This is a genomic window from Capnocytophaga sputigena (genome assembly GCF_002302495.1).
Taxonomy (GTDB): domain Bacteria; phylum Bacteroidota; class Bacteroidia; order Flavobacteriales; family Flavobacteriaceae; genus Capnocytophaga; species Capnocytophaga sputigena.
In genome coordinates this window covers 211,359-235,871 of sequence record NZ_CP022379.1, presented here as the reverse complement: position 1 = coordinate 235,871, position 24,513 = coordinate 211,359, and the positions used below count along the sequence as shown (strand labels likewise).

The 24,513-nt window shown below is 34.2% G+C and carries 23 protein-coding genes; 2 read left to right on the top strand and 21 right to left on the bottom strand.

Annotation, left to right across the window (positions count from 1 at the left end):
• Nucleotides 1-7 precede the first annotated feature (7 nt).
• From CGC57_RS01080 to CGC57_RS01000, 17 genes are all read right to left on the bottom strand, one after another.
• Nucleotides 8-1,030 carry a hypothetical protein gene (locus CGC57_RS01080; protein ID WP_095897612.1) on the bottom strand — a complete coding sequence of 341 codons (1,023 nt, stop codon included), beginning with the start codon at nt 1,028-1,030 and terminating at the stop codon, nt 8-10.
• Complete coding sequence (locus CGC57_RS01075; protein WP_095897611.1) at nt 1,027-1,953, bottom strand: hypothetical protein; 927 nt, start codon at nt 1,951-1,953, stop codon at nt 1,027-1,029. The genes CGC57_RS01080 and CGC57_RS01075 overlap by 4 nt, the downstream gene beginning before the upstream one ends.
• 12 nt (nt 1,954-1,965) lie before the next feature.
• Nucleotides 1,966-3,813, bottom strand: a complete 1,848-nt coding sequence (locus CGC57_RS01070) for a hypothetical protein (RefSeq protein WP_095897610.1) — start codon at nt 3,811-3,813, stop codon at nt 1,966-1,968.
• Between the two features lie 13 nt (nt 3,814-3,826).
• Complete coding sequence (locus CGC57_RS01065) at nt 3,827-4,537, bottom strand: hypothetical protein (RefSeq protein ID WP_095897609.1); 711 nt, start codon at nt 4,535-4,537, stop codon at nt 3,827-3,829.
• Nucleotides 4,538-4,566: 29 nt separating this feature from the next.
• Complete coding sequence (locus tag CGC57_RS01060; protein WP_002679011.1) at nt 4,567-5,766, bottom strand: SPFH domain-containing protein; 1,200 nt, start codon at nt 5,764-5,766, stop codon at nt 4,567-4,569.
• A 410-nt stretch (nt 5,767-6,176) separates the two neighbouring features.
• Complete coding sequence (locus CGC57_RS01055) at nt 6,177-7,028, bottom strand: hypothetical protein (RefSeq protein WP_002679208.1); 852 nt, start codon at nt 7,026-7,028, stop codon at nt 6,177-6,179.
• Between the two features lie 4 nt (nt 7,029-7,032).
• Nucleotides 7,033-8,049 (bottom strand): aldose epimerase family protein, encoded by a 1,017-nt coding sequence (locus CGC57_RS01050; RefSeq protein WP_095897608.1) that lies wholly within the window; start codon nt 8,047-8,049, stop codon nt 7,033-7,035.
• A gap of 117 nt (nt 8,050-8,166) precedes the next feature.
• A complete protein-coding gene (guaB, locus tag CGC57_RS01045) occupies nt 8,167-9,636 on the bottom strand; it encodes an IMP dehydrogenase (protein WP_002679095.1) in 1,470 nt (489 codons plus the stop codon).
• 170 nt (nt 9,637-9,806) lie between these two features.
• Entirely contained in the window at nt 9,807-10,682 is an 876-nt protein-coding gene (locus CGC57_RS01040; protein ID WP_002678993.1) for a putative outer membrane beta-barrel protein, read from the bottom strand.
• Between the two features lie 7 nt (nt 10,683-10,689).
• Nucleotides 10,690-11,031, bottom strand: a complete 342-nt coding sequence (gene arsC, locus CGC57_RS01035) for an arsenate reductase (glutaredoxin) (RefSeq protein WP_002678984.1) — start codon at nt 11,029-11,031, stop codon at nt 10,690-10,692.
• A gap of 30 nt (nt 11,032-11,061) precedes the next feature.
• Entirely contained in the window at nt 11,062-11,826 is a 765-nt protein-coding gene (locus CGC57_RS01030) for a DeoR/GlpR family DNA-binding transcription regulator (RefSeq protein WP_002679202.1), read from the bottom strand.
• Between the two features lie 171 nt (nt 11,827-11,997).
• Entirely contained in the window at nt 11,998-12,546 is a 549-nt protein-coding gene (locus tag CGC57_RS01025; RefSeq protein WP_232034011.1) for a DUF8439 domain-containing protein, read from the bottom strand.
• A gap of 53 nt (nt 12,547-12,599) precedes the next feature.
• Complete coding sequence (dnaX, locus tag CGC57_RS01020) at nt 12,600-13,691, bottom strand: DNA polymerase III subunit gamma/tau (RefSeq protein WP_095897607.1); 1,092 nt, start codon at nt 13,689-13,691, stop codon at nt 12,600-12,602.
• A gap of 2 nt (nt 13,692-13,693) precedes the next feature.
• Complete coding sequence (locus CGC57_RS01015) at nt 13,694-14,212, bottom strand: hypothetical protein (protein ID WP_095897606.1); 519 nt, start codon at nt 14,210-14,212, stop codon at nt 13,694-13,696.
• A gap of 55 nt (nt 14,213-14,267) precedes the next feature.
• Complete coding sequence (locus CGC57_RS01010) at nt 14,268-14,603, bottom strand: 2Fe-2S iron-sulfur cluster-binding family protein (protein WP_095897605.1); 336 nt, start codon at nt 14,601-14,603, stop codon at nt 14,268-14,270.
• Nucleotides 14,604-15,713, bottom strand: a complete 1,110-nt coding sequence (locus CGC57_RS01005; protein ID WP_095897604.1) for a sugar-binding protein — start codon at nt 15,711-15,713, stop codon at nt 14,604-14,606.
• A 130-nt stretch (nt 15,714-15,843) separates the two neighbouring features.
• Nucleotides 15,844-16,902 (bottom strand): NAD(P)/FAD-dependent oxidoreductase, encoded by a 1,059-nt coding sequence (locus CGC57_RS01000; protein WP_095897603.1) that lies wholly within the window; start codon nt 16,900-16,902, stop codon nt 15,844-15,846.
• 200 nt (nt 16,903-17,102) lie between these two features.
• On the opposite strand from CGC57_RS01000, the gene CGC57_RS00995 reads away from it, so the two are divergent.
• The gene (locus tag CGC57_RS00995; RefSeq protein ID WP_095897602.1) at nt 17,103-19,328 is read left to right on the top strand and encodes a patatin-like phospholipase family protein; all 2,226 of its coding nucleotides are present in this window, start codon (nt 17,103-17,105) and stop codon (nt 19,326-19,328) included.
• A gap of 82 nt (nt 19,329-19,410) precedes the next feature.
• Nucleotides 19,411-20,865, top strand: a complete 1,455-nt coding sequence (locus CGC57_RS00990; RefSeq protein WP_095897601.1) for an aminoacyl-histidine dipeptidase — start codon at nt 19,411-19,413, stop codon at nt 20,863-20,865.
• A 129-nt stretch (nt 20,866-20,994) separates the two neighbouring features.
• On the opposite strand, the gene CGC57_RS13100 is transcribed toward CGC57_RS00990, so the two are convergent.
• The 4 genes from CGC57_RS13100 to pepE form a co-directional block, all read right to left on the bottom strand.
• Complete coding sequence (locus CGC57_RS13100; protein ID WP_262482411.1) at nt 20,995-21,120, bottom strand: hypothetical protein; 126 nt, start codon at nt 21,118-21,120, stop codon at nt 20,995-20,997.
• A 64-nt stretch (nt 21,121-21,184) separates the two neighbouring features.
• Entirely contained in the window at nt 21,185-21,418 is a 234-nt protein-coding gene (locus tag CGC57_RS12905) for a hypothetical protein (protein WP_095897600.1), read from the bottom strand.
• Between the two features lie 199 nt (nt 21,419-21,617).
• Nucleotides 21,618-23,741, bottom strand: coding sequence for a Tex family protein (locus CGC57_RS00980; RefSeq protein WP_095897599.1), 2,124 nt, complete (start codon nt 23,739-23,741; stop codon nt 21,618-21,620).
• Complete coding sequence (gene pepE, locus CGC57_RS00975) at nt 23,738-24,436, bottom strand: dipeptidase PepE (protein WP_095897598.1); 699 nt, start codon at nt 24,434-24,436, stop codon at nt 23,738-23,740. The genes CGC57_RS00980 and pepE overlap by 4 nt, the downstream gene beginning before the upstream one ends.
• Nucleotides 24,437-24,513: the final 77 nt, after the last annotated feature.

Here is a 24,513-nt window from a genome sequence, read left to right as displayed (position 1 = left end):
TTCAAGGTTATATACATTCTATTTCATTGAGTTGTAGCATTTTTAAGATATGACCTTTCACTCGTGAGTTATGGTTATCACTATTGGAATAACGATTATCTATTTCAATATTAAAATACCTTTTGAGTTTCACGATGTTTTCTTCAGGTAATTTATGCCAATTCTGTTTCAAAAAGTTATCCATAAGCTCATTTGTTGGCATCTGAGAGATAAACTCTTGTTGATACAACTTTTTATCTATCTGTTTTTGTTCATTTTCCATTTCTATAAAACAAATAGGAGCGTATGCTGTAGCATTTTTACTTTCTTTTAGCATATTTCGATTGATAAGTTCTTCTAATTGTTTTTGTTTTAACAAAAAAGTATTAGCTTTTTCAATAGTATCAAGAGCTCTTTTTTTGATTATTGAAGCACTGATTTTTGCTTCTAATTCAGCTCCCTCTTTGCCAAAAACAGCTACAGTACTCACTAAATCGTTTTCATAAGCACGATTGTTCTGCTGATTACTTTGTTTACTGAAAGCAAAGGCAGGTTTATTCAGTTCATATATGCGATTAGAAAGTTCATTATTCAGGTCTTCAAAAGTTTTTAAATAGCGTTTAGCAATGCTATTGTAATCTCGTTCCATTTGTTTTTGCTTTTCAACACAGCGTTGAGCAAGTCCGCGCAAATGTATGAGAGTTGCATCAACTTGTGATTTTAGTTCTGCAATTTGCTGAGTAATTTCTGAACGGATTGTACTGAAAAAACCTTTAACAATAGCGCCACTTACTTTTTTAGCATTAGCATTTATTGATGCTATTTGAGCAGCTTCGGTAGCTACAACAGCTCCTGTAAGTCCACCTATTGATTGGTTACAATTATAGATGCTTTCTTCAAAAGGTTCAGTATCTACTTCTACATTTACCTCTATTTCCTCAGTTACAGTACCACTATAACTCACACTACCTCCACTTTGTGAAGGACCATACGATACACTTCCTGAATAGGGAATTCTAACTGTTTTTCTAATGGTTTTAGTATAACTCATAGCTGTTCGTTTTTAATGGTTTGGAAATGAGTCGCTATAAAAAGCTTGTTAGCCATATCTTTCACTCTTTGAGAGGTATTGCTAGTTGCAAGCATCTTACTAAATTCACTTTTTACTTCTTGGTGAGGCTCGCAGGAATCATTCCATACTAGTTGTTCTAAGTATTGATTTAGTGTGTTTTTCATTGCTGATTGTACAGAGGTATTGAGTTGTTCTTTGCTTACAATCACTTCGAGTTTTTTATTATTGAAACTGTCGAAATTGGACTCACATACTAAGGCAGGTATGAGTAATGTTGTATTTTGCACTTTTTCATTTTTTAGTAATACACGTTCTGATAATTTTTTTTGCTCAGAAGTATTAGCTAAAAAGTTAGTCATTGACTCAATCACTTTTTCTGCACGATATTTTATATTAGATATTACAATCTGCTGGCTTGTAATGAGCGATTCTAACTGAGAAATAGGTACTGTAGCAGCTAAGTATTTAGTTCTATTTGATACTTTTCCTACTTCCTGAACTGCAAAATTAAATACAGGACGGTCAAGTTCTAAAATACGTTGTTTAAGATTTTGGTTTATTCCGTTGAAGAGCTTCAAATATCTGTCAGAAAGCATATTGTAATCGCGTTCCATACGATTTTTAATTGCTAAAAGTTGTTTGCGTTGCGCATTGAGTTGCATCAGTTGAGAATCGACTTCGCTTTGTAGTTTGGCTATTTTTTGAGATATTTGGGAACGCATAAGGGTGTAAAACCCTTTGTTTACATTTCTACAGACTATATCAGCTGCTTGTTGTTCAGCTAAAACTATAGCAGCTTTCATTGCTACCACGGCTGTGGTAGTGTCATTTATCTGATGGGAGACAGATTGTATTTTATCTGCCATTGGTTGGGTGTCTACTACACAATCAATTCGAGCCATAATTCTATAGTTTTATTTGTTATTACTGAAATTATTCAAATTGTTGAGTGCATTTTTGGCTATAACAGGTAAGTTCAATGAAATGTGTTCAAAAGTAACTTCCTCTACATTAGGCACAGGAGGCAATTCAGATGTTTTAGCAAAGAGTGGATTAACAAGAGCAAGAGGTTTTCGGCGATTGTCTAAGTCATGCACTTCATTAGTGGCTACAGCTATTTCATTTGAGTGCCCATCACGCAATTTAGCATCATAATACTCTATATGTCCAAACTTCATAGCTTTGAGTTCTATATCCTCTTTTAGGCGTTCCATATATTCCTCAAAGTTATCTTGTATTGTTTTAAATTCTTGAGATTGCATCTCAAAAGCAGCAAGAGTTTCAGCTGAATTGTCGGTTACATCTACTACAGCACTGTTTAAGTTATCTTCTGTTTGTATCATACTATCTTCAGTGCGTTGGTAAGAGATCAAAGTGTTGTATTCGGCTACGTATTTTCGCAAATTTTCTTGCATTAAGTTGATGATATCAGCACTTTCCAATCGATTTGAGCGATAAAAGGCTTCGGTATCTTTATGCCACTCATTTAGATAATGTGTCTTTTGGTCGTGAATATGATTGTAGATTTTGAGGCGTTCCAATCGGTTTTCTTGCATTAAGTTTTGTACCATAGGAGCTACAATTTCTTCATAGATTTGATGTACTCCAAAAGGAAGATTGGTAGTGCTACCATCTTCTGCAGTCCACATTCCTGAAGTTAGGTTGTAATACACACGAGAACTTTGTTTTAGATGGAAAGGGATGTACTCTTGTACAGACTCGCTATAATCAAACTTTTCATTGCGAATACGTTCTATTTCTTCGTGTTCTAAAACAGGTGAATAATGATTATAAGGAGATTTCAAGAGTTGATATAACACTTTGTTAGAAACAGTAATCATTTTATTAGCTGAAGCTACCTTCAATGCTGAAATAGCTTGTACAGAAGTAGCCATAGTGAGCATTAAACTCTTTAATACATTTTCGAATTGCTCAGTTTTATTAGATAAAGAATCTCTTAGTTGATTGATTTCCTGAAATTTGTTGATACTATCGGCATATCGTTCTTTGTTGAAAACAGGAATTATAACAGCACCCTGTGGAACATTATCGGTAGCATATTCATTCAGGTAAGCTAAATACTCGCTCTTATCGGCTACTAAAGGCAAAGATACTGAAGTAGTGTTCAAATCATCCATACAATAGGAAATGGTACGCAATGAACGTTCTAAACTTCCAAAATAGTCGTGTTGATTGATTTTTTGGAATGAAGTAGAGTATTGGTCGGTTTCGATAGTTTCAGTATCGTAAGAAGTTTCTACTATAGGAGCTTGTTCTGATAGTTTTTCAAGTTTTTCAATGGTTTCTACCAGCAAATCGTTTTGGCGAGGGATTTGAAGTACAACTTCAGATTCGTCTATTTGTCCTGTATAATCTACTATAAAACTTTTATCAGTATATTTTATTTGTTCAGCAATAGGTACATAAGCTAAACCAAGTTTGGTTACTTTGTAATCTCTAAAGATTTCGCTATGTTGTTTCTTGAACTCAGCAATACGTATTTCTTTGTCAGTAATTTCTTTTTCAAGGGTATTTTTTTTAATATAATACACAAAGAAAAATATTAAGGTGAGAAACCACACCCAAAGTCCATCAATTTGTTTTTGCAACATTGCTTTTTCTTCTTCCAAAATTGCAATTTGTTTTTCGATGCGTTCCTCTTCGGCTACTATTTTTTCAGCTGCTGCGCTATAATAATCTAATAGTACTTTAGCTTGATCGTGATAGATACTATCGGATTCTGAAAAGATTTTTCCTAACATATTTTTATTTTTTTTAAATTGAATAGACTGATTTTCTGTTTTGATACAATAATTCCATTTTTTTTAGATGATTTTCAATGGTTGTTGTATTGTACTTATAATCACTGATAACGATTAATATATCATTAGCTTCTTGGCAAAAAAGTTTTTCTATTTCACGAGCTTCTATTGTATTTGCAGGTGAAATGTATCGCAAGTTTTCATTTAAAGAATTAATTCGGTGTACAAGATTTTCGGGTAAATCGGGGAGTGTGCTGATTTGTATTTTTAAATTGTTCATCACTTGTTTCATTTCAGAAATACCCGATCCAATACTGTTTTCAGAGATAGGTACCTCCCCTACTCTATCGGCTGCTGATAATACAGCAATCATACCTAAAATTAATAAGAAAATAAGAGTTGTTTGTATAACAAATTGCAGGACAAAGAACCAACTGAAGAATATATTAGCACATAGCATCACTCCTATAGCAGCAAAGGCATAAATCCAAGTGAAAAACCATCTTACACCCAATGAACCTACTTCAATAGGTTGCTGTTTCCCTAAATGTATCCAAGGGAAGAGTACATCAATAAAAAACAAGGCATAGACTAATGAGGCTACTATAATATTTAGAATAAGTATATTTGTAGCTAAATTTGTACCCAATAACAGAAAGGCTGTTATCAATAATATTTCACCTAAAACTAAGGCTATTAATGATAATTTTCGACGTATATTCATTTTGTTACCTATTATTTGTTTGCTGAATATTATCGTTTATTCCCACATTTTGGACAAAACTTTGCTGAAGGAGGGAATACAGTTCCACAACGATTACAAACATCGGCTATAGTTTGCTCAGGAGTAATATTGTTTGTTTGTTGTAATTGGGTGCCACAGCTCACACAACGTTTGGCATTGGTATCATTGTCGGCACCACAATTGGGACAAGGATTGTAAGGATTGCCACAGTGAGGGCAAAAACTACTATTACTTGGGTATTTTTTAGCACAATTAGAACAGAAAACCATTTTTATAGGAGCTTGTTCTCCTTGTTGTCCTACTTGTTGATTACCTCCAAAAGTAGGTTGGTTATATTGAGGTTGCATCATTCCTCCTGCCATTCCAGAATTATTCATACCTCCCATCATACTCATTGCCATTAATCCTCCTAATAAACCTCCATTGCCATTTCCGAATCCTTCAATCGCATTGTTAGCAGTATTGAACATTTGTTCTTGTTGCCAAGTGTGTCCTGTAATTGACATTGAGGCTTGGGTAGCAATTGCCTCAGCTACCTTTCTACCTTCTTCAGTAGATTTATCAATATCGATATTAGTGATATTGAATTGAAGGAGTTCTAAACCTAAGTTCGTCCAAAAAGGATTGAGTACATTTTTGAGATAACCTGATAATTCATCTAAAAAAGCTGAAATGTATTTATACCCTACCCGATGTTTGATAACATATTGGGCTATTTGTGATTTTGTTTTAGTAGAGAATTCTCCAAAAAATTGATTTGTAAGATCATCTTGTGTAAATTCAGATTTTGTACCTACAGCTTTAATAAGGAATGTTTCGGAGTCATTTACTTTCAAACCATATCTACCAACGGCTACAAGGGGTAATTGGGTGTTATAATCAGGGTCGTGTATGGGCATTCCACTCACATTCCAATCAATACTAAACGATTGTACTTTGTTTACAAACCATACTTCTGCAGTAAAGGGATTTTTTCCTCCGAAAGGAATTCCGAATAAATTACGCAAAATAGGTATATTTTCAGTGTTGAGAGTATGCTTGCCTGGTCCAAATTTTCCTATGATTTGTCCTTTAGAAAACAATACAGCCTCTTGAGATTCTTGTACAATTAGTTGGGTATAAGTAGCTAAATTAGTTTCGGGGAATTTCCAAGCATAAACTACTCTACTACCTTGAGGAGACCAACTCACGACATCAATTATAGCCATAATCTTTTATCTTTTTTTGTTATACACTACTACATTATATTACTTTGCAAAGGTAATAAAAAATACAAATATTTAATATTTCTTTAATAAAAAATATAATTGTCTATTTTTTGCATTAACGAATTGATGAATTATATAAGTGAGAACTACAAAGCGGAACGCAGCTGATGACAAAAATAAAGTTTAAGTTCTCTATACCCACAAAGGTAAAGTCTAAAGTGAAGTTTTTGATGAAAGGGAGATAAACTCTCTTTTTGGGGATAACACCATTCCCTTTTAAAACTATTTTGGGTATAGAGCGAGAATATCCTATGAGGTGTGTTTGCTATCAAATGAAATCCGATTTGTAGTTTTCTAAATAAGTACAAAGCAAATCTGTTATAAGTTAACTATTTTGTTTGTACTTAACCTTATTTTTTTAGTAGTGTTCCAATAGTTTCTTTATAAACATTTGGTACTACTATTCTGTAATTAGCAATAGTTTCTTTGAGTTTAGTAAGTTCGGCTGTTTTTTCTACAACCAAAGCATTTACTTTTGCTTGACGTTCTTGTAGCAAGCATTGTAACTCTTGTTCATATTGCAATTTACAATTGTTTTGGTAAGTACGGAATTGTGCTTTATAGAAGTTTACTTCACTTTCGTACTCACGATGTTCAGCCAGAAGCTGTTCTTGTAACTGTTGTAGTTCAGAGAGTTCATATAAAGGAGTGTTTTTAATCTTGAAGACCTGCTCTCCTACTTCTTTAAAGGTAATGAGTTCTTTTTTGTTGAGTTGGTTGCGCACTTCATCAAAATTATGAATGTATTTTCCTATATGAGCAGCTTTAGCTTCTGCCTCTTTATAACAAACCATATCTTCTAATGAAAGAGTTTTGAGATAATCCTCAATAGTAACATCTCTAAGTTGGTTTAGAGGTTCATAATCAATAGGTTTTACTTCTTGTTCAGCTTTAACAAGTACTTCGTTTAGTTTTTTATTTACTATTTCTAAACGGTTTTCTTTTTCTTTGATAGCCGTACGCAAATAAGCTGAAATGGCATATAATGAACCGATTTCATTGAGTTTGCCACCTATATCATCTACCTTTGTGAAAGTATCTAAAGGTTCTCCATCGATGCTAGAAGTATGAGTTTCTATAGAACTAACAAGGTCTTGAATAGGTTTAAGTCGTTCTTTGATACGTTCACATACATAATTAGCCTCTGATGATGTAAGTCCAGAGACATTAAAAAACGGATTTTTGGTTGCTAAATATTTCATCTTCTCACTTGTTATTTTTATCGATTACTTGGAATTTAAACTCAGTGAAGAACTCATATACCTCATTGGGTAGTAGGACTACATTGTTGAACTGAGGATGTTTAGTAGCATCGGCGTAACCTTGTGCTTCAAAGCAGATGCCTTTGTTTCGCCCTAAAGTTTTGCGGTGTGCAGGATGTAATTCAGGTAAGTAATAACCTGCATAGATGTGTAATACAGGATGATTGGTACGTACTTCCATTTTTAGTGTTTCCTCTCCATTAATGAGAGTTGCCATTACCTCATCAGCAGATATTTCACGTACAAACGAATTATCAGTATGAGGATATACTTTCTGTCCGTTGCGGTAATCTAAAGGTGTACCTACAACAGAAGGACGTTCACCAGTAGGTGTGAAAAAACCTTCCTCTAAAGGGACGTATTTTTCAGCTTTTATTTGTAGAGTATTGTTGAGTACATTATTATCATTCTCATTAAGGTTGAAATAAGTGTGTTGGGTTAAGTTGAGTATAGTAGGGGCAGTAGTAATTCCGTGGTAATCTATTCGCAAACGATTATCAGTAGTAAGCATATAAGTAACTAATACAGTTACCTCACCAGGGTAACCTTCTTCACCCTCTTTACTAACATATTGTAAAGTTACAGAAGGATTTTCACCTTTTACTTGATCAATTACTTCCCAAAATACACTATCAAAACCTATAAAGCCTCCATGTATTTGGTTTTCACCTAAATTGCAATGTAGTTGTATTTCTTTTCCTTCGATAATTACCTTTCCATACTTAATACGTCCTGCATTACGACCGATGATTGCTCCTAAATAAGGGTATTCAGCTCGATAAGTATCGCTTATGTATTCTTCAAAGGTATCAAATCCTAATACACATTCTACTATTTTTCCATTTACTGGTACTTTTATGGAGTTAATGATTCCACCAAAGTTCATTATACTTACCTCCATTCCGTTAGCATTGCGCAAGGTAATGGTTTGTAATTGTTCTTTACGATATACTTTTTTCATTATCAAACTTATTTTGGTGACAAATGTATGAAATAATTAAGAATTAACAAAGTATTTTTAATATAGAAAAAGCTGGATTTTAAATGAATCCAGCTTTTATAATGTTAGTAATCATTATTATCTTGAATAATTAGGAGCTTCTTTGGTGATGGTAATATTATGAGGATGGCTTTCGGTAATTCCGCTTGTAGTGATACGTACAAAGCGACTCACAGCTTGCAATGTTTCGATATCCTTGGCACCACAGTATCCCATACCTGCACGCAAACCTCCAATGAACTGATGCATACTTTCTTGTAGTTCGCCTTTATATGCCACACGTCCTACAATACCTTCTGGAACGAGTTTTTTGATATCGTCTTCAACATCCTGAAAATAGCGGTCTTTACTACCTTGGTTCATTGCTTCTACCGACCCCATACCACGATAAGATTTATATTTTCTACCTTCAAAAATGATAGTTTCCCCTGGTGATTCCTTAGTGCCAGCAAGTAGAGAGCCAAGCATCACACTATTGGCACCTGCGGCGATAGCTTTTACAATATCACCAGTGTAACGAATACCTCCGTCGGCAATTACAGGGATTCCTTTGCCTTTAAGTGCAGAAGCAACATTCATTACTGCTGATAATTGAGGATACCCCACGCCTGCTACGACTCTAGTAGTGCATATAGAGCCTGGTCCTATACCCACTTTTACTGCATCGGCACCATTTTCAGCTAAATAAAGAGCAGCTTCGGCAGTAGCAATGTTTCCTACCACTACTTCTAAGTCAGCAAATTTGCTTTTTACAGCTTTAAGAGCATTTACTACGCCTTTTGTATGTCCGTGAGCTGTATCGATAACTACAGCATCAACTCCTGCTTGTACAAGGGCTTCGGCGCGATCTACCACATCAGCAGTAACACCTAAGGCTGCAGCTACACGTAAGCGCCCTAAGCTATCTTTGTTAGAAATAGATTTTTCTTGCAAGTTAGCAATGTCACGGAAAGTTATAAGCCCTACTAATTTATAATTTTTATCTACTACTGGTAGTTTTTCTACCTTACTGCGTTGCAAAATCCCCTCAGCTTCCTTCATAGAAGTACCTTCATTGGCAATTACGAGGTTTTTGGAGGTCATTACTTCAGTTATAGGGCGATTGTTATCGTGTTCAAAGCGTAGATCACGGTTAGTTACAATGCCTTTTAATATTCCATTGTCATCAACGATAGGAATACCTCCAATACTATTTTCTTTCATACAGCGTTTTGCATCACTCACTTTGCTGTTTAATGGAAGTGTAACGGGGTCGATAATCATACCGCTTTCGGCACGTTTGACTTTGCGTATTTGTTTAGCTTGCTCCTCAATAGTCATATTTTTGTGGAGCACTCCTATACCTCCTTCACGTGCCATAGCTATAGCCATAGCAGCTTCAGTTACAGTATCCATTGCTGCAGAGATAATGGGTACATTTAGAGTGATATTACGAGTAAAATGTGAGGTAATTGATACTTCTCGAGGTAATACCTCAGAGTAATTGGGGATAAGAAGGACATCATCATAGGTAAGCCCCTCATTAATAATTTTATCTTGGAAATTCATTTTAAAAAAGAGAATTTAGTTGCGTGCAAATGTACTTCTTTTTTTATATATGAAGCAAATTTTTTACTGAGTATTTTTCTTTTATTGATTACTTTTAGTAAGAAAACACCTATCAGTTTTGATAAACTTTCAACTGATAAGTGTTTTTTTATTATAGTGAAGAAAATTTTCTAAAAAGTATAGGTTACTCCAAAATGAACTCCTATAGATGAGTAAGGAGCATCAGGAGCTCCCTTTCCTTCCCAACTATAAGAGTCTTCAAGAAGCGGAGCTACTTGGGTAGCTAATTGTTTATAACGTTCTATTTGTGGAGAAGAAGATGGTATATTCTGCAAAGCAGTCATATAAGTTTTAAATTCCTGAAGACTGATAGCCGCTGTATTACCTTGTATAGTGCGTGTAGCTGAAAAATCTTTTAGTTTAGATTCCTTGCGTGGTACATTGATGTTGAGGTACTCACCTTCTATAAAAAAAGCTACTTTATCAGCCACTTTAAAACGATAACCGATTCCTCCTATAAAACCAAAAGGTATTTTTCCATGGAAATTATTGTTGAAATCAGCTTTCATATCTACCATAGTTGTAGCAGGAGCCATTGGGTTGAACATTCTTAAAGGTAATTTAGCATTAAGTTCTGTTTGTATTTCGGTTTTACCACCTATTTTGGTTACACCTCCGGCACGTACATACAAATTATCAGTAATATTGAATACTAATGAAAGGGAAGCTCCATAAGCACGACCGTGTCCTTTCATATTTAATACTTGATTTTTATTAGTAGGCATATCCTCACCGTGGAGATATCCCAAAGCTAATTCAGCTCCCCAACGTTTGTGGAAGAAATAACCTCCGCGCAATTGTGCTTGATAACCTTCGCCATAGCTTCCTTTTAAATCAGTAATGGCAGTAGGATTGGAAGCATCTCTACCTAATGTCTTTTCGTGAGCTTTAAATCCATACCCACCACTCACAGAAATGTATGCTTGTGAGTACATAGCTGTTGCTCCCCAAACGAAAGCAATGGCACATAATAGTGTTTTTCTCATTTGTTAATTATATAATATCATTTATTTTTTCAGTAGGGCGACCTATTACAGCTTTATCACCTACCACAACGATAGGGCGTTCGATAAGCTGAGGATATTGTACCATTGCTTCTATGATTTGTTCATCAGTAAGTGTTTTTCCTTTAAAATGTTCTTTCCAGACATTTTCTTTAGTACGAACTAATTCAATAGGAGATAGTTGTAATTTAGTGAGTAACTCTTTAATTTGTTCTTTAGAAATACCTTCTTTAAGGTAATCTACAACTTGATATGCTTTATTAGATTCTTTTAAAAGCTCCAAACCACAACGCGATTTGGAGCATTTAGGATTGTGATATATTTGTATCATAAACAATTTATTAATTTGTGAATTTGTTAGTTAACAAATTACTACTTCTACTCCTCTTTTTTCGAGTTCTTCTACAAATTCAGGGTCTACGTTACTATCGGTGATGAGCATATCTATTTTTTCGACGTAACAAATGAATCCAAAACCGCGTTTATGTATTTTTGAGGAGTCAGCAAGGACGATAGTTTTATCTACACGTTCCATCATTTTTTTGTTGAGATGAGCTTCTCCTACATTGGTAGAACTCAAGCCATAATCAAGATCTATACCTTCTATTCCTAAGAATAAAGTAGTACAAGAGAAGTTGCTAAGAGTTTCTTCGGCGAGTACGCCTATAGTAGAGGTAGAATTTTTGCGTACCTCACCTCCTAGGTGGATAGTGTTTACGTTAGGGTTTTTGCATACTTCTAAGGCAACCCTTAATGAAGGGGTTAGCACAGTAAGATTACGGAAGCCATAAAGTTTTTGAGCTAATAAATTAACTGTAGTTCCTGATGAAAGTATGATAAACTCATTTTCTTTGATAAAGTCTAACGCTTTAGTAATAATCCGCGTTTTTTCTTCTACATTTTGAGTTTCTTTCTCAGTTACTGTTTGGTCAAACACATAGCGCATTTGCTTACTAGCACCCCCGTGAGTACGGTGTAGGTAGCCTTCTTGTTCTAAGAGCGTTAAGTCTTTACGTATAGTAACTACTGAAACTTTAAGTTTTTCACTCAGTTCATTTACGCTGATGTACTTTTTGGTTTCTAAGCTCTCCAAAATCTTAGACTGTCGTTCATTAAGTACTTTCATATTTTATAATTTTATTAATATTCGTATTGAAAATAGTTAGTTCAAAAAAGTCCTATATTAACAATTTGACGGCAAAGTTAAACATTATACTGAAAAAAACAAAAGTTTTAGAAATAAAAAAATGCTATTGCAGTTAAATACAATAGCAATAATATTTTACAATACAGATAATTAAGGTTTTAACATTAAGCTAAAAGCATTTTTAAAATCTTGTAACAGAGGATTTTCTTCTAATAATCGCTCATATTTATCCTCAGGAGTAACCGCTATTTTCTTAGCAATCTCTTCATTTACATTTATCTGAATATTTATATCATAATTACGTAATGATCTATGTAGATAATCCAATAAATGGTATTCCATATTCAGTATTCCAATTTTTGCAGTATTACTAGACACTTCCAAATCAATGGTAGTTCCATCTAGTTTTAAATTGGCTATCTTTAGAATAGAGGCTTGTATACGTTCTCCTTTTGTAAGTAGTTCTTCTATATAATTATCCCAATAGTTTTGAAAAGCCTCTTGAGTAAATGGTTCTTTAGGTAAAGAATTAGGATCTATTATAATCTCTTTATTATTCTTTTGGTGTTCTGTTTTTACGTGTACACTTTTTATGGAAAAACCAGAAACTACATTACTACGTTGTTCTTTACTAATAGAAGGAATATTAGGAATGGGAGAAGCAGTAGTTGTTATAATAGGTTGTGATGGTTGGACCACTTTTGTAACTTCATTAGAGTTTTGTTCTTGCCTATTAAAAACGTGAGCTGGAATTACGAAGCGTCCATCATTTTTTTTTTATCTCCTTGGTAGGTTATAGAGGCGAGTTGTATTAAAGCTATTTCTACCAATAGTCTTTGGTTTTTACTAGTACGGTATTTCAGGTCACAATCGTTAGCTATTGTAATAGCTTCCATTAAAAAAGGGACGGTAGCACGTGCACTTTGCTCTGTATATTTTTTCTGAGTCTCCTCCCCTACTTCCATTAAATTAATAGTAGTAGGGTTTTTGCATACCATTAGATCACGAAAATGACTTGCTAAACCAGCTATAAAGTGATTGCCATCAAACCCTTGCGCTATCGTATCATTGAATGTAATTAACAACTCAGGAAGTTTATTGTCTAAAATAAGGTCGGTTACTTTAAAATAAACTTCATAATCAAGTACATTTAGTATTTCGGAAGTAGCTTGTCTGGTAATTTTCTCTCCTGAAAAACTTACTACACGGTCAAAAATAGAAAGAGCATCACGCATAGCACCATCAGCTTTTTGTGCGATGATTTGTAAGGCTTCATCTTCAGCAGCTATTCCTTGTTGTTGTGCTATATATTTTAGATATTCTCGAATATCATTGATGGTAATTCTTTTGAAATCAAATATTTGGCAACGTGATAAAATAGTAGGAATAATTTTATGTTTTTCAGTAGTAGCTAAGATGAAAATAGCGTGTTTAGGAGGCTCTTCTAAAGTTTTTAGAAAAGCGTTGAAAGCAGAAGGAGATAACATGTGTACCTCATCAATAATATATACTTTGTATTTGCCTACTTGAGGGGGGATGCGTACTTGTTCAATAAGTTTGCGTATATCGTCTACACTATTATTAGAAGCAGCATCGAGTTCAAAAATATTGAAAGCAAAATCATTTTCATCTTCTACGCCAGCAGTTTGTTCATTTATCTTTTTGGCTAAGATACGGGCACAAGTAGTTTTACCTACACCACGCGGTCCTGTGAAAAGAAGTGCCTGCGCCAAATGATTGTTTTCAATGGCGTTGAGAAGAGTATTGGTGATAGCTTGTTGCCCTACAACATCACGAAATGATTGAGGACGATATTTGCGTGCTGATACTACAAAGTGGTTCATTGTTACTGTTTGTTAGTTTGATAAGTACCAAAGACGAGGTTAGATTCTACTAACTTATTACCATCTTCTTTTAGGAGTACTAAGTTACTAATTGTTATTTGATGATCATAACGCAATAAAGCCCCAGTATTTTCGTTGTAAATAGGACGAGTTGCGATGGTCACTGTTCCTCCTGTAGCTTCGCTATTAAAAGTAATTTGAGGAGAAGCAGGGTATATGGTATTACAAAAATAACTACTGCTTACTACATCACTAAAGGTGCGGTAATACAATTTATAGTTATTAGGTATTGTACCTGTAACTGTTTTTTCTTTATTTTCTAAGACACCTGCAGGAATTGTGAGATAAAGGGCTTGTTTTTGATTATACTTATAGAGAAAATCAACAGCGGTATCATTTGCTCTACAAGAAAGAACGTCGGAATTTTCAAAAGAGATAGATTCGACCTCCATATCACCATCATTGCAAGCCATAGCAAAAAGCCCTATTATAAAAGCAAATAAAAGTATTTTTCTATTCATTCAATTTTAATATTTTGGCAAAGATATAAAAAAATAATATACAAAAGCGTATTATTTAAGAAAAAGGAGCTAATACAACTTCTAACCCATTGATTTCAGGTGTAATAGGTATTTGACATCCTAACCTACTATTAGGTTTTACATGAAAAGCTTCAAAAAGCATTGCTTGTTCTTCTTCACCCATTTCAGGTAGTGTGACTTCGTTTTCATTTTGTACATAGCACTGACAAGAAGCACACATTGCCATACCACCACAGATGCCTATTTCGCCATCTTGAGCGATTTCGTAGGCACGCATTACTTCCATTAAGTTCATATTCATATCGGTAGGGGCTTCTATTTCGTATAGAAGCCCCTCACGATCGGTTATTTTTAGATGTATTTCGTTCATTTATTTAGTAAAGTATTCTATTTTACGAACACGGGCACAAATAGGTTTATCATTTTCAAACATCAATATTTGTGTCCAGTTTCCCATTTTATCAAAAGTATAACGATATTTGTAATTAAGTTCTGTTGTAATATATGAAGTGAGTAGATTATGTTCATCATATACTTTGGTAGAGACAACTTCTGTACGGGTTTTCATAACTTGAGTCTCACCTGATTTATTAAACATATAGTTAGTTTCTACATAAAAATTAGGGTCATCAGTAGCAGTACAAATAGATTGAATAAGACGTCCCTCTTTGTTATATTTATAAGTACAGATAGTTTCTTGATTTGAAGCATTTAGAAATTTAGACTTAGAAAGTAAACCTTCTTTATTATATTCATTTTCAGTTTTTAAATATACATTTTTGTTCAATATTTTATCTTCTGTTTCTGAAACTTTGTTGAGTTGGTTGTATTTATAAGATTTTTCACGTGTGTAATCTGGACGTATTTTCTTTTCTAATACAATATTTTTCTTTTCATATAGTTGTATGTCTTTTTCTAAAGCTGAATTGCTTGCTACTTTGTTTTTTTCAATACAATTACCTAAATCATCATATTTGAATGTAGTGGTAATAAGCCATTCATTGGTATTGCCATCAGTTTCATCTATTTTTACTAATTGATTTTTCTCGTTGTAAAAATATTGTTGGTTTACTAAAAGCTCTCCATCTCCTAAGGAAAAAGATGATTGACTTTTATTTACTCTTCCTTTTTTATCATAGTAAAATCGCATTCCTCCGAAAGGTTGGTTTTCGGTATTGTAAGTAATTACTTCAAGGTTACGACCTGTATTGTCAAAAATATAAGCAATATTGGTTTTAGATAATTTAGTTTCATCTTTTTCAATCTTCCAATCTTCGACATAAGGAAAAACAGTATAGGTTTTTCCATCAAAAGTTTTAGTACCTTTGGGGTCAGGGTCGAGAAAAAAAGAATAGTCTTCTACTTTTTTTATTTTGCCTTTCAATAGTAAAGTTTTACTACTAATTGTATCTATCTGAGCATATAGAGAGACAGAAAAAGCTAAAAATGTGCTTGTTAATAGTATATTTATATTCTTCATTTTATTTAGTTATTAGTATTTGCTATAAGATATATTTATTGTTTAAATTGCTTTTACTACAGCTTTTTCGGCTTCTTTTCTACTACCATTTATTTAGTTATTAGTATTTGCTATAAGATATATTTATTGTTTAAATTGCTTTTACTACAGCTTTTTCGGCTTCTTTTCTACTACCATCAAATCCATCAATTCCTACTACGGTAGTATACTTTAATACGTATTTTTTATTGGGATAAATACGGTTGTAGACACTTTGACACATTAGAGTAGCTTCGTGAAAACCACAGAGAATAAGTTTCAGTTTACCAGGGTAGGTATTCACATCACCTATGGCATATACACCTTCTATACAAGTTTGGTAGTCTAAGGCATTGTTTACTTTTATAGCATTTTTTTCGATTTCTACTCCCCAAGTAGCAATAGGTCCTAATTTAGGAGTAAGCCCAAAGAGAGGAATAAAAGCATCTGCTAAAAGAGTCTCTTTGTTACCCCCTTCTTGTTCTAATACTAATGATTCCAAATGTCCATTTCCTTCTAACCCTATTACTTCGTAAGGTGTTTTTAGATTGATTTTACCAGCTTCTTTTAAGGCTTTTACTTTTTCAACAGAATCTAAAGCTCCTCGAAATTCATTGCGGCGGTGCACCAAAGTAACTGAAGCAGTAGCTACCTTTTCAGCTAAATATATACTCCAATCTAGAGCGGAGTCGCCTCCACCTGCAATTACAACATGTTTTCCAGCGTAGTTTTCTGGATTTTTCACAAAATAAGCTACACCTTTGCCTTCATATTGTTCAATATTAGGTAATTCAGGTTTACGAGGTTCAAAAGTGCCTAATCCACCGGCTATAGCTACAGCTTTTCCTTTTATTTGAGTACCTTTATCTGTAGTTACTATGAATGTATCATCATTATTTTTAGTGAGTGTTATTGCAGTTTCACCAAGGGTAAATTCAGGTTGGAATTGTTTGATTTGCTCCATTAGGTTATCTATCAATTCTGAAGCGCCTACACTAGGGTATCCTGGTATGTCAAAAATAGGTTTTTTAGGATATAATTCAGTAAGCTGTCCACCTACTTGAGGGAGTGTATCTATCAAGTGGCATTTTAGACGAAGAAGTCCAGCCTCAAATACAGCAAAGAGTCCTGTAGGTCCTGCCCCTATAATAATGATATCTGTTTCTTTCATTTATTACTATTTTTGGGGCAAAGGTATAAAAATAATTGCGAATGACAAATTACGAATGACGAAATTTTACAACCAGTAATTTTAAAAGGAAGAGTTTTTGAAATATATTTTATGAAATTCTTTTTAATTTGCTAATTTAAAATTTGTTAATTAACTAATTATTTGTACTTTTGTGCCAAGTTTATAAAAGAAGATAACGTATGAGAATTTTATTGTTTATCATACTCCTTATAATTACTCCTTATGTAGTTTATAGTCAGACAAATATTTCTAAAAAAGATTTAAAAGTAGGTTTAGTACTCAGTGGAGGAGGAGCAAAAGGATTAGCACATATAGGAGTATTGAAAGTATTGGAGGAAGCAGGAGTACGTATTGATTACATTGGAGGTACGAGTATGGGCGCAATGGTAGGTGCTATGTATGCTGCAGGATATTCGGCTAATGAATTAGATTCTATCTTCCGACAATTAGACTTTGATAAACTTTTACAAGACAAAACTTCACGTCATGCAAAGTCATTACACGAACGTTATATATATGATCGTTATGCAGTAGCATTGCCTTTCAATAATTTCAAAGTAGGGTTACCTCGTGCAGTTTCTAAAGGTCAAAATATCTACAATGAATTTGTTAAACTTCTATATCCAGTAAATGAAATTTATGATTTTTCTAAGTTACCAATTCCTTTTTTATGTATTGCTACTGATATAGAGACAGGAAAAGAGGTGATTTTAGAAGATGGTTTTCTACCTCAAGCTATACAAGCCAGCGGGTCGTTCCCTTCGTTGTTTGATTTAGTAGAAATAGATGGGAAATGGCTTACGGATGGTGGTATAGCTAATAATTATCCTGTAGATGAGGTGAAAAAGAAAGAAATGGATATTATTATAGGGGTGGATGTACAGAGTCCATTAGCAAAACGTGAGGAAATTAACTCTTTTTTGAGTATCTTTTCACAAATCACTACTTTTCCAATGGCGGATAATATGCCACAGAAAATAAAACAAACTGATGTGTATATCAAGCCTAATATAGAAGGGTTTAATGTGATTTCTTTTGATAAGGGTGAGACAATTATTAACAATGGAAAAATTGCTGCAGAACATTTTTTGCCTCGTTTGCGTGAAATAGCTGCTCACCAAAAACATACTACCCAACGGAGGGAACCTATAGAAAAAATTGATTCTTTTTTTCTAAAAGATATTCACTTCCATAATAACGAACACTTTACACGTAGTTATTTACGTGGGAAACTCCACTTAAAACACTTGAATCGTAAAATTTCTTTTGAAGAACTGAATGATGGATTGTCTAACCTAATGGCAACAAATAACTTTCATTCTATCAATCACCAAATTAGACATACTTTTGAAGGGGAACATATTGATTTTTTTCTGAAAGAAAACCCACAACGTACTTTCTTGAAATTTGGTATTCATTATGACAACTTGTTGAAAACAGGGTTCTTGATGAACTATACACAGAATTATTTTTTACAAGATAGTGATTTTCTTTCCCTTGATCTTATTGTAGGTGATAATATACGTTATCAGTTTGATTATTTTGTAGATAAAGGATTTTATATCAGTTATGGATTACGTTCTAAATTTTTGCAGTTTGACCGTAATTTGAATACAAGACGTTTATCTAATTATAGAATAGAACAATCTGAACTCAATCGAATGGATGTAGAGGCTTATGATTGGGTAAATCAGTTGTACTTACAAACACTCTTAGGTAATGGTTTTGTGTTTGGATTAGGTGTAGAACATCGCAAAATACAATTTGATGCTGAGCAAATATATTCAGTAAGTACTATCGCTTCATATTCTGAAAAGAACCATTTTGGTAGTTTATATTCTTACTTGAAATACGATAGTTTTGACAATGGTTTTTTTCCAAGTAAAGGAGTGTATTTTAATACACAATTTAATCTTTATGCACTTGCTTCTAATGATGAAAACTTTAAGAAATTTACCACAGGTAAAGCAGAATTATCATTTGCTATTCCTATCCTACCAAGGTTGAATACACGAATAGGATTTGAAGGAGGTGTTACCATAGGAAACTCTAATAGCTATTCATTGGACTTCTTTTTAGGAGGATATAATAAGAATGTATTTTCTAACTACTCACCTTTCTATGGGTATGATTTTTTGAGTATAGGAGCTAAGAACTACCTGAAAACAGAATGGGTAATAGATTTTCAACCATTTAAAAAACATCACTTGCTTTTATTAGCTAATGTAGCCAAAGCTGATAATAACCTTTTTAAGAGTTTTCAATGGGAAAAATATCCTGATTATTCAGGTTATGGTATAGGGTATGGTATTGAAAGTTTTTTAGGTCCTATAGAGTTAAAATGCACATACTCACCTGAAATACAACAAGCAATATGGCTATTTAATATAGGATATTGGTTTTAAAGTGAAAATAGAAAAATGAAGAGTGAAAAGATGTTAGCGACTAAAAAATATATAATAACTGATAATTAAAAAACTAAATATAATGAAAATAACAGAATTAGAGCCAAAACAATTATGGACCAATTTTGCAAACTTAAATGCAGTACCTCGTCCATCAAAAAAAGAAGAAAAAGTCATTGCTTTTATGGTGGCTTTCGGTAAAAATTTAGGTCTTGATACCTACCAAGACGAAACGGGTAATGTGATTATCAAAAAGCCTGCTACAGCAGGAATGGAGAACCGTAAAACAGTGGTGCTACAATCACATCTTGATATGGTACACCAAAAGAATAATGATACGGTCTTTGATTTCAGTACTGAAGGTATTAAAATGTTAGTGGATGGTGATTGGGTACGTGCTGATGGTACAACTTTAGGAGCTGATAATGGCATTGGAGTGGCAAGTATTATGGCAATACTCCAAAGTAAGGATATTCCTCACCCTGCTCTTGAAGCCCTTTTTACTATTGATGAAGAAACAGGAATGACTGGAGCTAAAGGTCTTAAAGGAGGATTACTCTCTGGAGCTTATTTGCTTAACTTAGATACTGAAGAGGATGACGAGATTGATATAGGTTGTGCTGGAGGTGTAGATGTTTCGGCATTTAGAGAGTACGATGTGGTAGATACACCAATTAATTCGGTAGCCTATACACTTACTTTAAAAGGTCTTCACGGAGGGCATAGTGGTATGGATATACATAAAGGTTATGCTAATGCTAACAAACTGATGAACCGTCTCTTGTTTACTTTTACAGAGAAGTTTGGTTTGCGCATTGCAAGTGTAGATGGAGGTGGTTTGCGCAATGCTATTCCGAGAGAGAGCATAGCAGTGGTAACTATTGATAAAAATGACGAAAAGGCTTTTAAAAAAGAAGTCGTTACACTTACTCAAACACTTCAACACGAGTATTCAGTAACCGAACCGACTCTTACTGTATTGTTAGAACCTACTGTACTCCCAGAGAAGGTAATGGAACAAGAAGAACAAGAAGATGTGTTGCGAGCTCTTTATGCAGCTTTCAATGGAGTGTATAAGATGAGCCAAACAATAGCTGATCTTGTAGAGACAAGTAATAATGTAGCAAGAGTAATTATCAAGGATGGTGAGATTAATGTGTATTGTCTTACTCGTTCAGCTTCTGAAAGCTCTAAGTATGACTTAGCAGATACTATTCGCTCAGCCTTTGAATTAGCAGGATTTGAAGTAGAATACACAGGTAGTTATCCAGGTTGGGAGCCTAAAGTAGATGCTGAAATCTTAAAGATTGTAAAAGCACAATACGAAACACTTTTTAGTGAAACGCCTAATGTAGTAGCTTGTCATGCAGGTTTAGAGTGCGGTATTTTAGGAACCAATTATCCCGAAATGGAAATGGTGAGCTTTGGTCCTACTATCAAAGGAGCACATTCACCAGCAGAAAGAGTGAATATAGCCTCTGTACAGAAGTTTTGGAAGTTCTTGTTAGCAATACTCCAAAATATTCCTACAAAATAGAGGTTATACTAAATTTATAGTGGAAAAGTCCAGTTTACCAAAGTAAAACATAATATTAATGAACCTATCAAAGTTCAAAAATCTTACTTTGGATATTATAAATTGGATTTTTCCATTTGTCTCATATTACTAATCTTCTTCTTCAACTTCTTCTATTACTATTTTTATTTTATCAGCGAGTACGATACCGTAATCGGATTTTGCTGCTATAAACCTATCGGTATTATCTAAAATATAATCGATAATACTATCCAATTCGTCGCTTATATCATTTTTAAAGTTTCTAATAGGTATTACAATTCGTGTATTATTGTATTCTTTACCTTAGACGATAAGTAATCAGTGATGTGTTTCGGTCTTTTAAATCTATTATTATTTTCTGATGAAACTCTTGAAGCTTATAATTATCATCTTTAGTTACAAAATGGATAGCTAATATGTCTTGCCACTTCACTAAGCCTTTTAGTGCTTCATTATTAAGAGTTATGCCTTTATCATTGAAAGAAATGCTTAATTTTGAAGCAAACATTGGTATAGCATAAGTGGTAAACATACCCAATGAAACTAATAGTACTACTATAACAAAGATGTAGCTTACCTCTCTTTTTCCTGCATCTATTACACTTATATCTATTGTTAAATAGATAAAAAAGAACAGGAATATTAGCAGTAAAATAGATATATTATAAAACTTTTTAATATTGTTCTTTTTTAGTATAAGGGATAAAAAGTGTTTTCATATTTATCGATTTTTATATTATCATTGTTAATGAGATGCGTTTGCGCAACTCATCTACTTCTGTTACTTTTACTTGCACTTGTTGGTGGAGTTTTACTACTTTATTTACATCAGAGACATAACCATCTTTCAGTTGAGAGATGTGTACTAATCCACTTTCTTTAACACCTATATCCACAAAGCAACCAAAGGCAGTAATATTGTTTACTATACCAGGTAATATCATTCCTATACGTACATCATCAAAGGTTTTTACATTAGGGTCGAAGGCAAAGGCTTTAGCAGTAGTACGAGGGTCGAGCCCTGGTTTTTCTAATTCCTTTAATACGTCCTTCAAATAAAGTTCACCCACCTTATCTGTTTTGTACTTTTGAATATCAATAGTGGCAATATCTTGCTTGTTACCTATAAGTTGTGCAACTGAGATACCCGTGTCCTTCGCCATTTGTTTGATGATAGGATAGGCTTCGGGGTGTACTGCTGAATTGTCGAGCGGGTTCTCACTGTTGTGTACACGTAAGAAAGCTACTGCCTGCTGGTATACTTTATCACCCAAACGAGGTACCTTTTTTAAGTCTTCTCGCTTACTAAAAGCACCATTAGCCGAGCGGTAAGCTACTATGTTTTCAGCCATCTTCTCCCCTATTCCTGATACATAACTGAGTAGTGATTTGCTTGCTGTGTTGAGGTTTACCCCTACTTTGTTCACGCAACGTACTACGGTTGCATCGAGCTCTTCTTTCAATAACGACTGGTTTACATCGTGTTGGTATTGACCTACTCCTATGCTTTTAGGGTCTATCTTCACTAATTCAGCTAATGGGTCGGCAAGACGCCTGCCTATGGATACTGCCCCACGTACAGTTACATCGTAATCGGGGAACTCATCGCGAGCTATTTTAGAAGCTGAATAGACCGATGCTCCTGCTTCACTCACCATAAATACTTCCACCTTTTTAGGGAAAGCAATACTTCTTACAAACGACTCTGTTTCGCGAGAAGCAGTACCATTGCCTATACTAATGGCTTGGATGTTGTATTGAGAAACCATTGTGCTGAGCTTTTTAGTAGCCATAGTTATATCATTCTGGGGAGCGTGAGGGTAGATAACATCGTGATGCAAAAGGTCGCCTTTTTCATCTAAACACACTACCTTACAACCTGTACGATATCCTGGGTCAATAGCCAAAATGCGCTTTTCACCCAAAGGAGACGCTAATAACAACTGTGAAAGGTTCTCGGCAAACACACTGATAGCTTTCGCATCGGCTTTATCTTTTGCCTCTTGTAGTGTTTCGTTGGAAATAGAAGGCTCTAATAAGCGTTTGTAGCTGTCTTTTACCGTTTTCTTCAAGAAATCGGCTACTTCTCCCCTATTCTTTATGATGTTTTCTTCTATAAAAGGTAAGGTTTCTTCACTATCTACTTGTACTTTTAGTTTTACAAATCCTTCTTTTTCAGCACGCAACATTGCTAATACACGGTGAGAGGGCGCTTTGTTAAGGGCTTCTTCCCAATCGAAATACTGAGCGTATTTCTGAGCTTCTTCTTCTTCGTTTTTACCTTTGGCTACTTCACTACTGATGATTGCTTTGCGCTGAAATATTTGGCGAAGAGTGCGACGTATAAACGTATTCTCGTTAATCCATTCAGCTATAATATCCGAAGCCCCTTGTAAAGCTTCTTCTTCAGTAGGTACTTTATTGGAAAGATAACACCCTGCTAATAGTTCCAAGTCGGTTACACGCTGACTCATTATCTGTTTTGCAAGAGGTTCTAAGCCGTTTTCTTTGGCTACATCAGCTTTAGTTTTACGTCGTTTTTTGTAAGGTAGGTATAGGTCTTCTAATTCATTGAGCTCAAAAGAGTTCTCAATACATTTGCGCAAATCGTCTGTAAGTTTTCCTTGTTCTTCAATAGAAGAGAGAATCGTTTCTTTGCGCTTACAGATATTGTCGTAATCAGCTTGGGATTTGGCTATATGCTCAATGGCTACTTCATCTAAATTCTGGGTACTATCTTTTCGATAGCGTGCAATGAAGGGAATAGTACAGCCTTCGGTTAATAGTGAAAGTGTGTTTTCAATAACTTTTTCAGGTAGTTGTGTTTGGGCTTTTATATATTGAATATTTGTCATAGTGATTTATCAAAATTGCTAATTTCTATTGGTTCTTTATCTTTTTCAAACCAACGGGCAGTAAATTCTCCTTTTAAATTTATTTCATCTCCCATTACACGCAGCCAAGAGCCTTCACGCAACCCTATTACTGGTATATTGTTGAACACGTGAAATTCTTTAATACGTGTTTCGCGAGTTTCGCCTTTGTGTTTGCTATGAGGGTTGGGGTCAAGGTAATGAGGGTTGATATTGAAAGGAATAAGCTCTAAAGTACGGAAAGAAGGAGGATAGACAATAGGCATATCATTAGTAGTTTGCATTGTTTGTCCTGCTATATTACTTCCTGCACTCGTGCCCATATAGGGTGTACCTCCTAATACTACTTTGCGTAAAGAGTTTATAATATCTAATTGATATAGAGCATTTACTAATACAAAGGTATTACCACCTCCTGTAAAAATAGCTTCTGCCTGTTCTATAGCTTGTTTAGGATTGACAAAAGTGTGTAAACCTACTACCCTTTTGTCTAATTGTTGAAAAAAATTAGCGGCTATTTGAGTATAATCATCGTGAGAAATTCCACTGGGGCGCGCATAAGGTACAAAAAGAATTTCGTTAGCTCCTTGGAAAAAATCGCTGAGTTCATCACGCAAATAAGAGAGATAAGTACCACCATATACAGTTGAGGTACTAGCTAATAAAAGTTTTTTCATCGATTGTTGAATGTTAGGCTGCAAAAGTACTAAATAATTATGAGAGAAGCAAAATTACTATCAGTTCCGAAATTGTC

What these genes read in the sequence shown, in the direction of transcription:
- CGC57_RS01000 (WP_095897603.1), bottom strand. Translation starts at nt 16,902, where the DNA reads ATGAAAGAAACAGATATCATTATTATAGGGGCAGGACCTACAGGACTC.
- CGC57_RS01015 (WP_095897606.1), bottom strand. Translation starts at nt 14,212, where the DNA reads ATGAATAGAAAAATACTTTTATTTGCTTTTATAATAGGGCTTTTTGCT.
- CGC57_RS01040 (WP_002678993.1), bottom strand. Translation starts at nt 10,682, where the DNA reads ATGAGAAAAACACTATTATGTGCCATTGCTTTCGTTTGGGGAGCAACA.
- dnaX (WP_095897607.1), bottom strand. Translation starts at nt 13,691, where the DNA reads ATGAACCACTTTGTAGTATCAGCACGCAAATATCGTCCTCAATCATTT.
- arsC (WP_002678984.1), bottom strand. Translation starts at nt 11,031, where the DNA reads ATGATACAAATATATCACAATCCTAAATGCTCCAAATCGCGTTGTGGT.
- CGC57_RS00990 (WP_095897601.1), top strand. Translation starts at nt 19,411, where the DNA reads ATGAAAATAACAGAATTAGAGCCAAAACAATTATGGACCAATTTTGCA.
- CGC57_RS01030 (WP_002679202.1), bottom strand. Translation starts at nt 11,826, where the DNA reads ATGAAAGTACTTAATGAACGACAGTCTAAGATTTTGGAGAGCTTAGAA.
- pepE (WP_095897598.1), bottom strand. Translation starts at nt 24,436, where the DNA reads ATGAAAAAACTTTTATTAGCTAGTACCTCAACTGTATATGGTGGTACT.
- CGC57_RS00980 (WP_095897599.1), bottom strand. Translation starts at nt 23,741, where the DNA reads ATGACAAATATTCAATATATAAAAGCCCAAACACAACTACCTGAAAAA.
- CGC57_RS12905 (WP_095897600.1), bottom strand. Translation starts at nt 21,418, where the DNA reads ATGTTTACCACTTATGCTATACCAATGTTTGCTTCAAAATTAAGCATT.
- guaB (WP_002679095.1), bottom strand. Translation starts at nt 9,636, where the DNA reads ATGAATTTCCAAGATAAAATTATTAATGAGGGGCTTACCTATGATGAT.
- CGC57_RS01010 (WP_095897605.1), bottom strand. Translation starts at nt 14,603, where the DNA reads ATGAACGAAATACATCTAAAAATAACCGATCGTGAGGGGCTTCTATAC.
- CGC57_RS01050 (WP_095897608.1), bottom strand. Translation starts at nt 8,049, where the DNA reads ATGAAAAAAGTATATCGTAAAGAACAATTACAAACCATTACCTTGCGC.
- CGC57_RS01065 (WP_095897609.1), bottom strand. Translation starts at nt 4,537, where the DNA reads ATGAATATACGTCGAAAATTATCATTAATAGCCTTAGTTTTAGGTGAA.
- CGC57_RS00995 (WP_095897602.1), top strand. Translation starts at nt 17,103, where the DNA reads ATGAGAATTTTATTGTTTATCATACTCCTTATAATTACTCCTTATGTA.
- CGC57_RS01070 (WP_095897610.1), bottom strand. Translation starts at nt 3,813, where the DNA reads ATGTTAGGAAAAATCTTTTCAGAATCCGATAGTATCTATCACGATCAA.
- CGC57_RS01060 (WP_002679011.1), bottom strand. Translation starts at nt 5,766, where the DNA reads ATGGCTATAATTGATGTCGTGAGTTGGTCTCCTCAAGGTAGTAGAGTA.
- CGC57_RS01055 (WP_002679208.1), bottom strand. Translation starts at nt 7,028, where the DNA reads ATGAAATATTTAGCAACCAAAAATCCGTTTTTTAATGTCTCTGGACTT.
- CGC57_RS01005 (WP_095897604.1), bottom strand. Translation starts at nt 15,713, where the DNA reads ATGAAGAATATAAATATACTATTAACAAGCACATTTTTAGCTTTTTCT.
- CGC57_RS01080 (WP_095897612.1), bottom strand. Translation starts at nt 1,030, where the DNA reads ATGAGTTATACTAAAACCATTAGAAAAACAGTTAGAATTCCCTATTCA.
- CGC57_RS01075 (WP_095897611.1), bottom strand. Translation starts at nt 1,953, where the DNA reads ATGGCTCGAATTGATTGTGTAGTAGACACCCAACCAATGGCAGATAAA.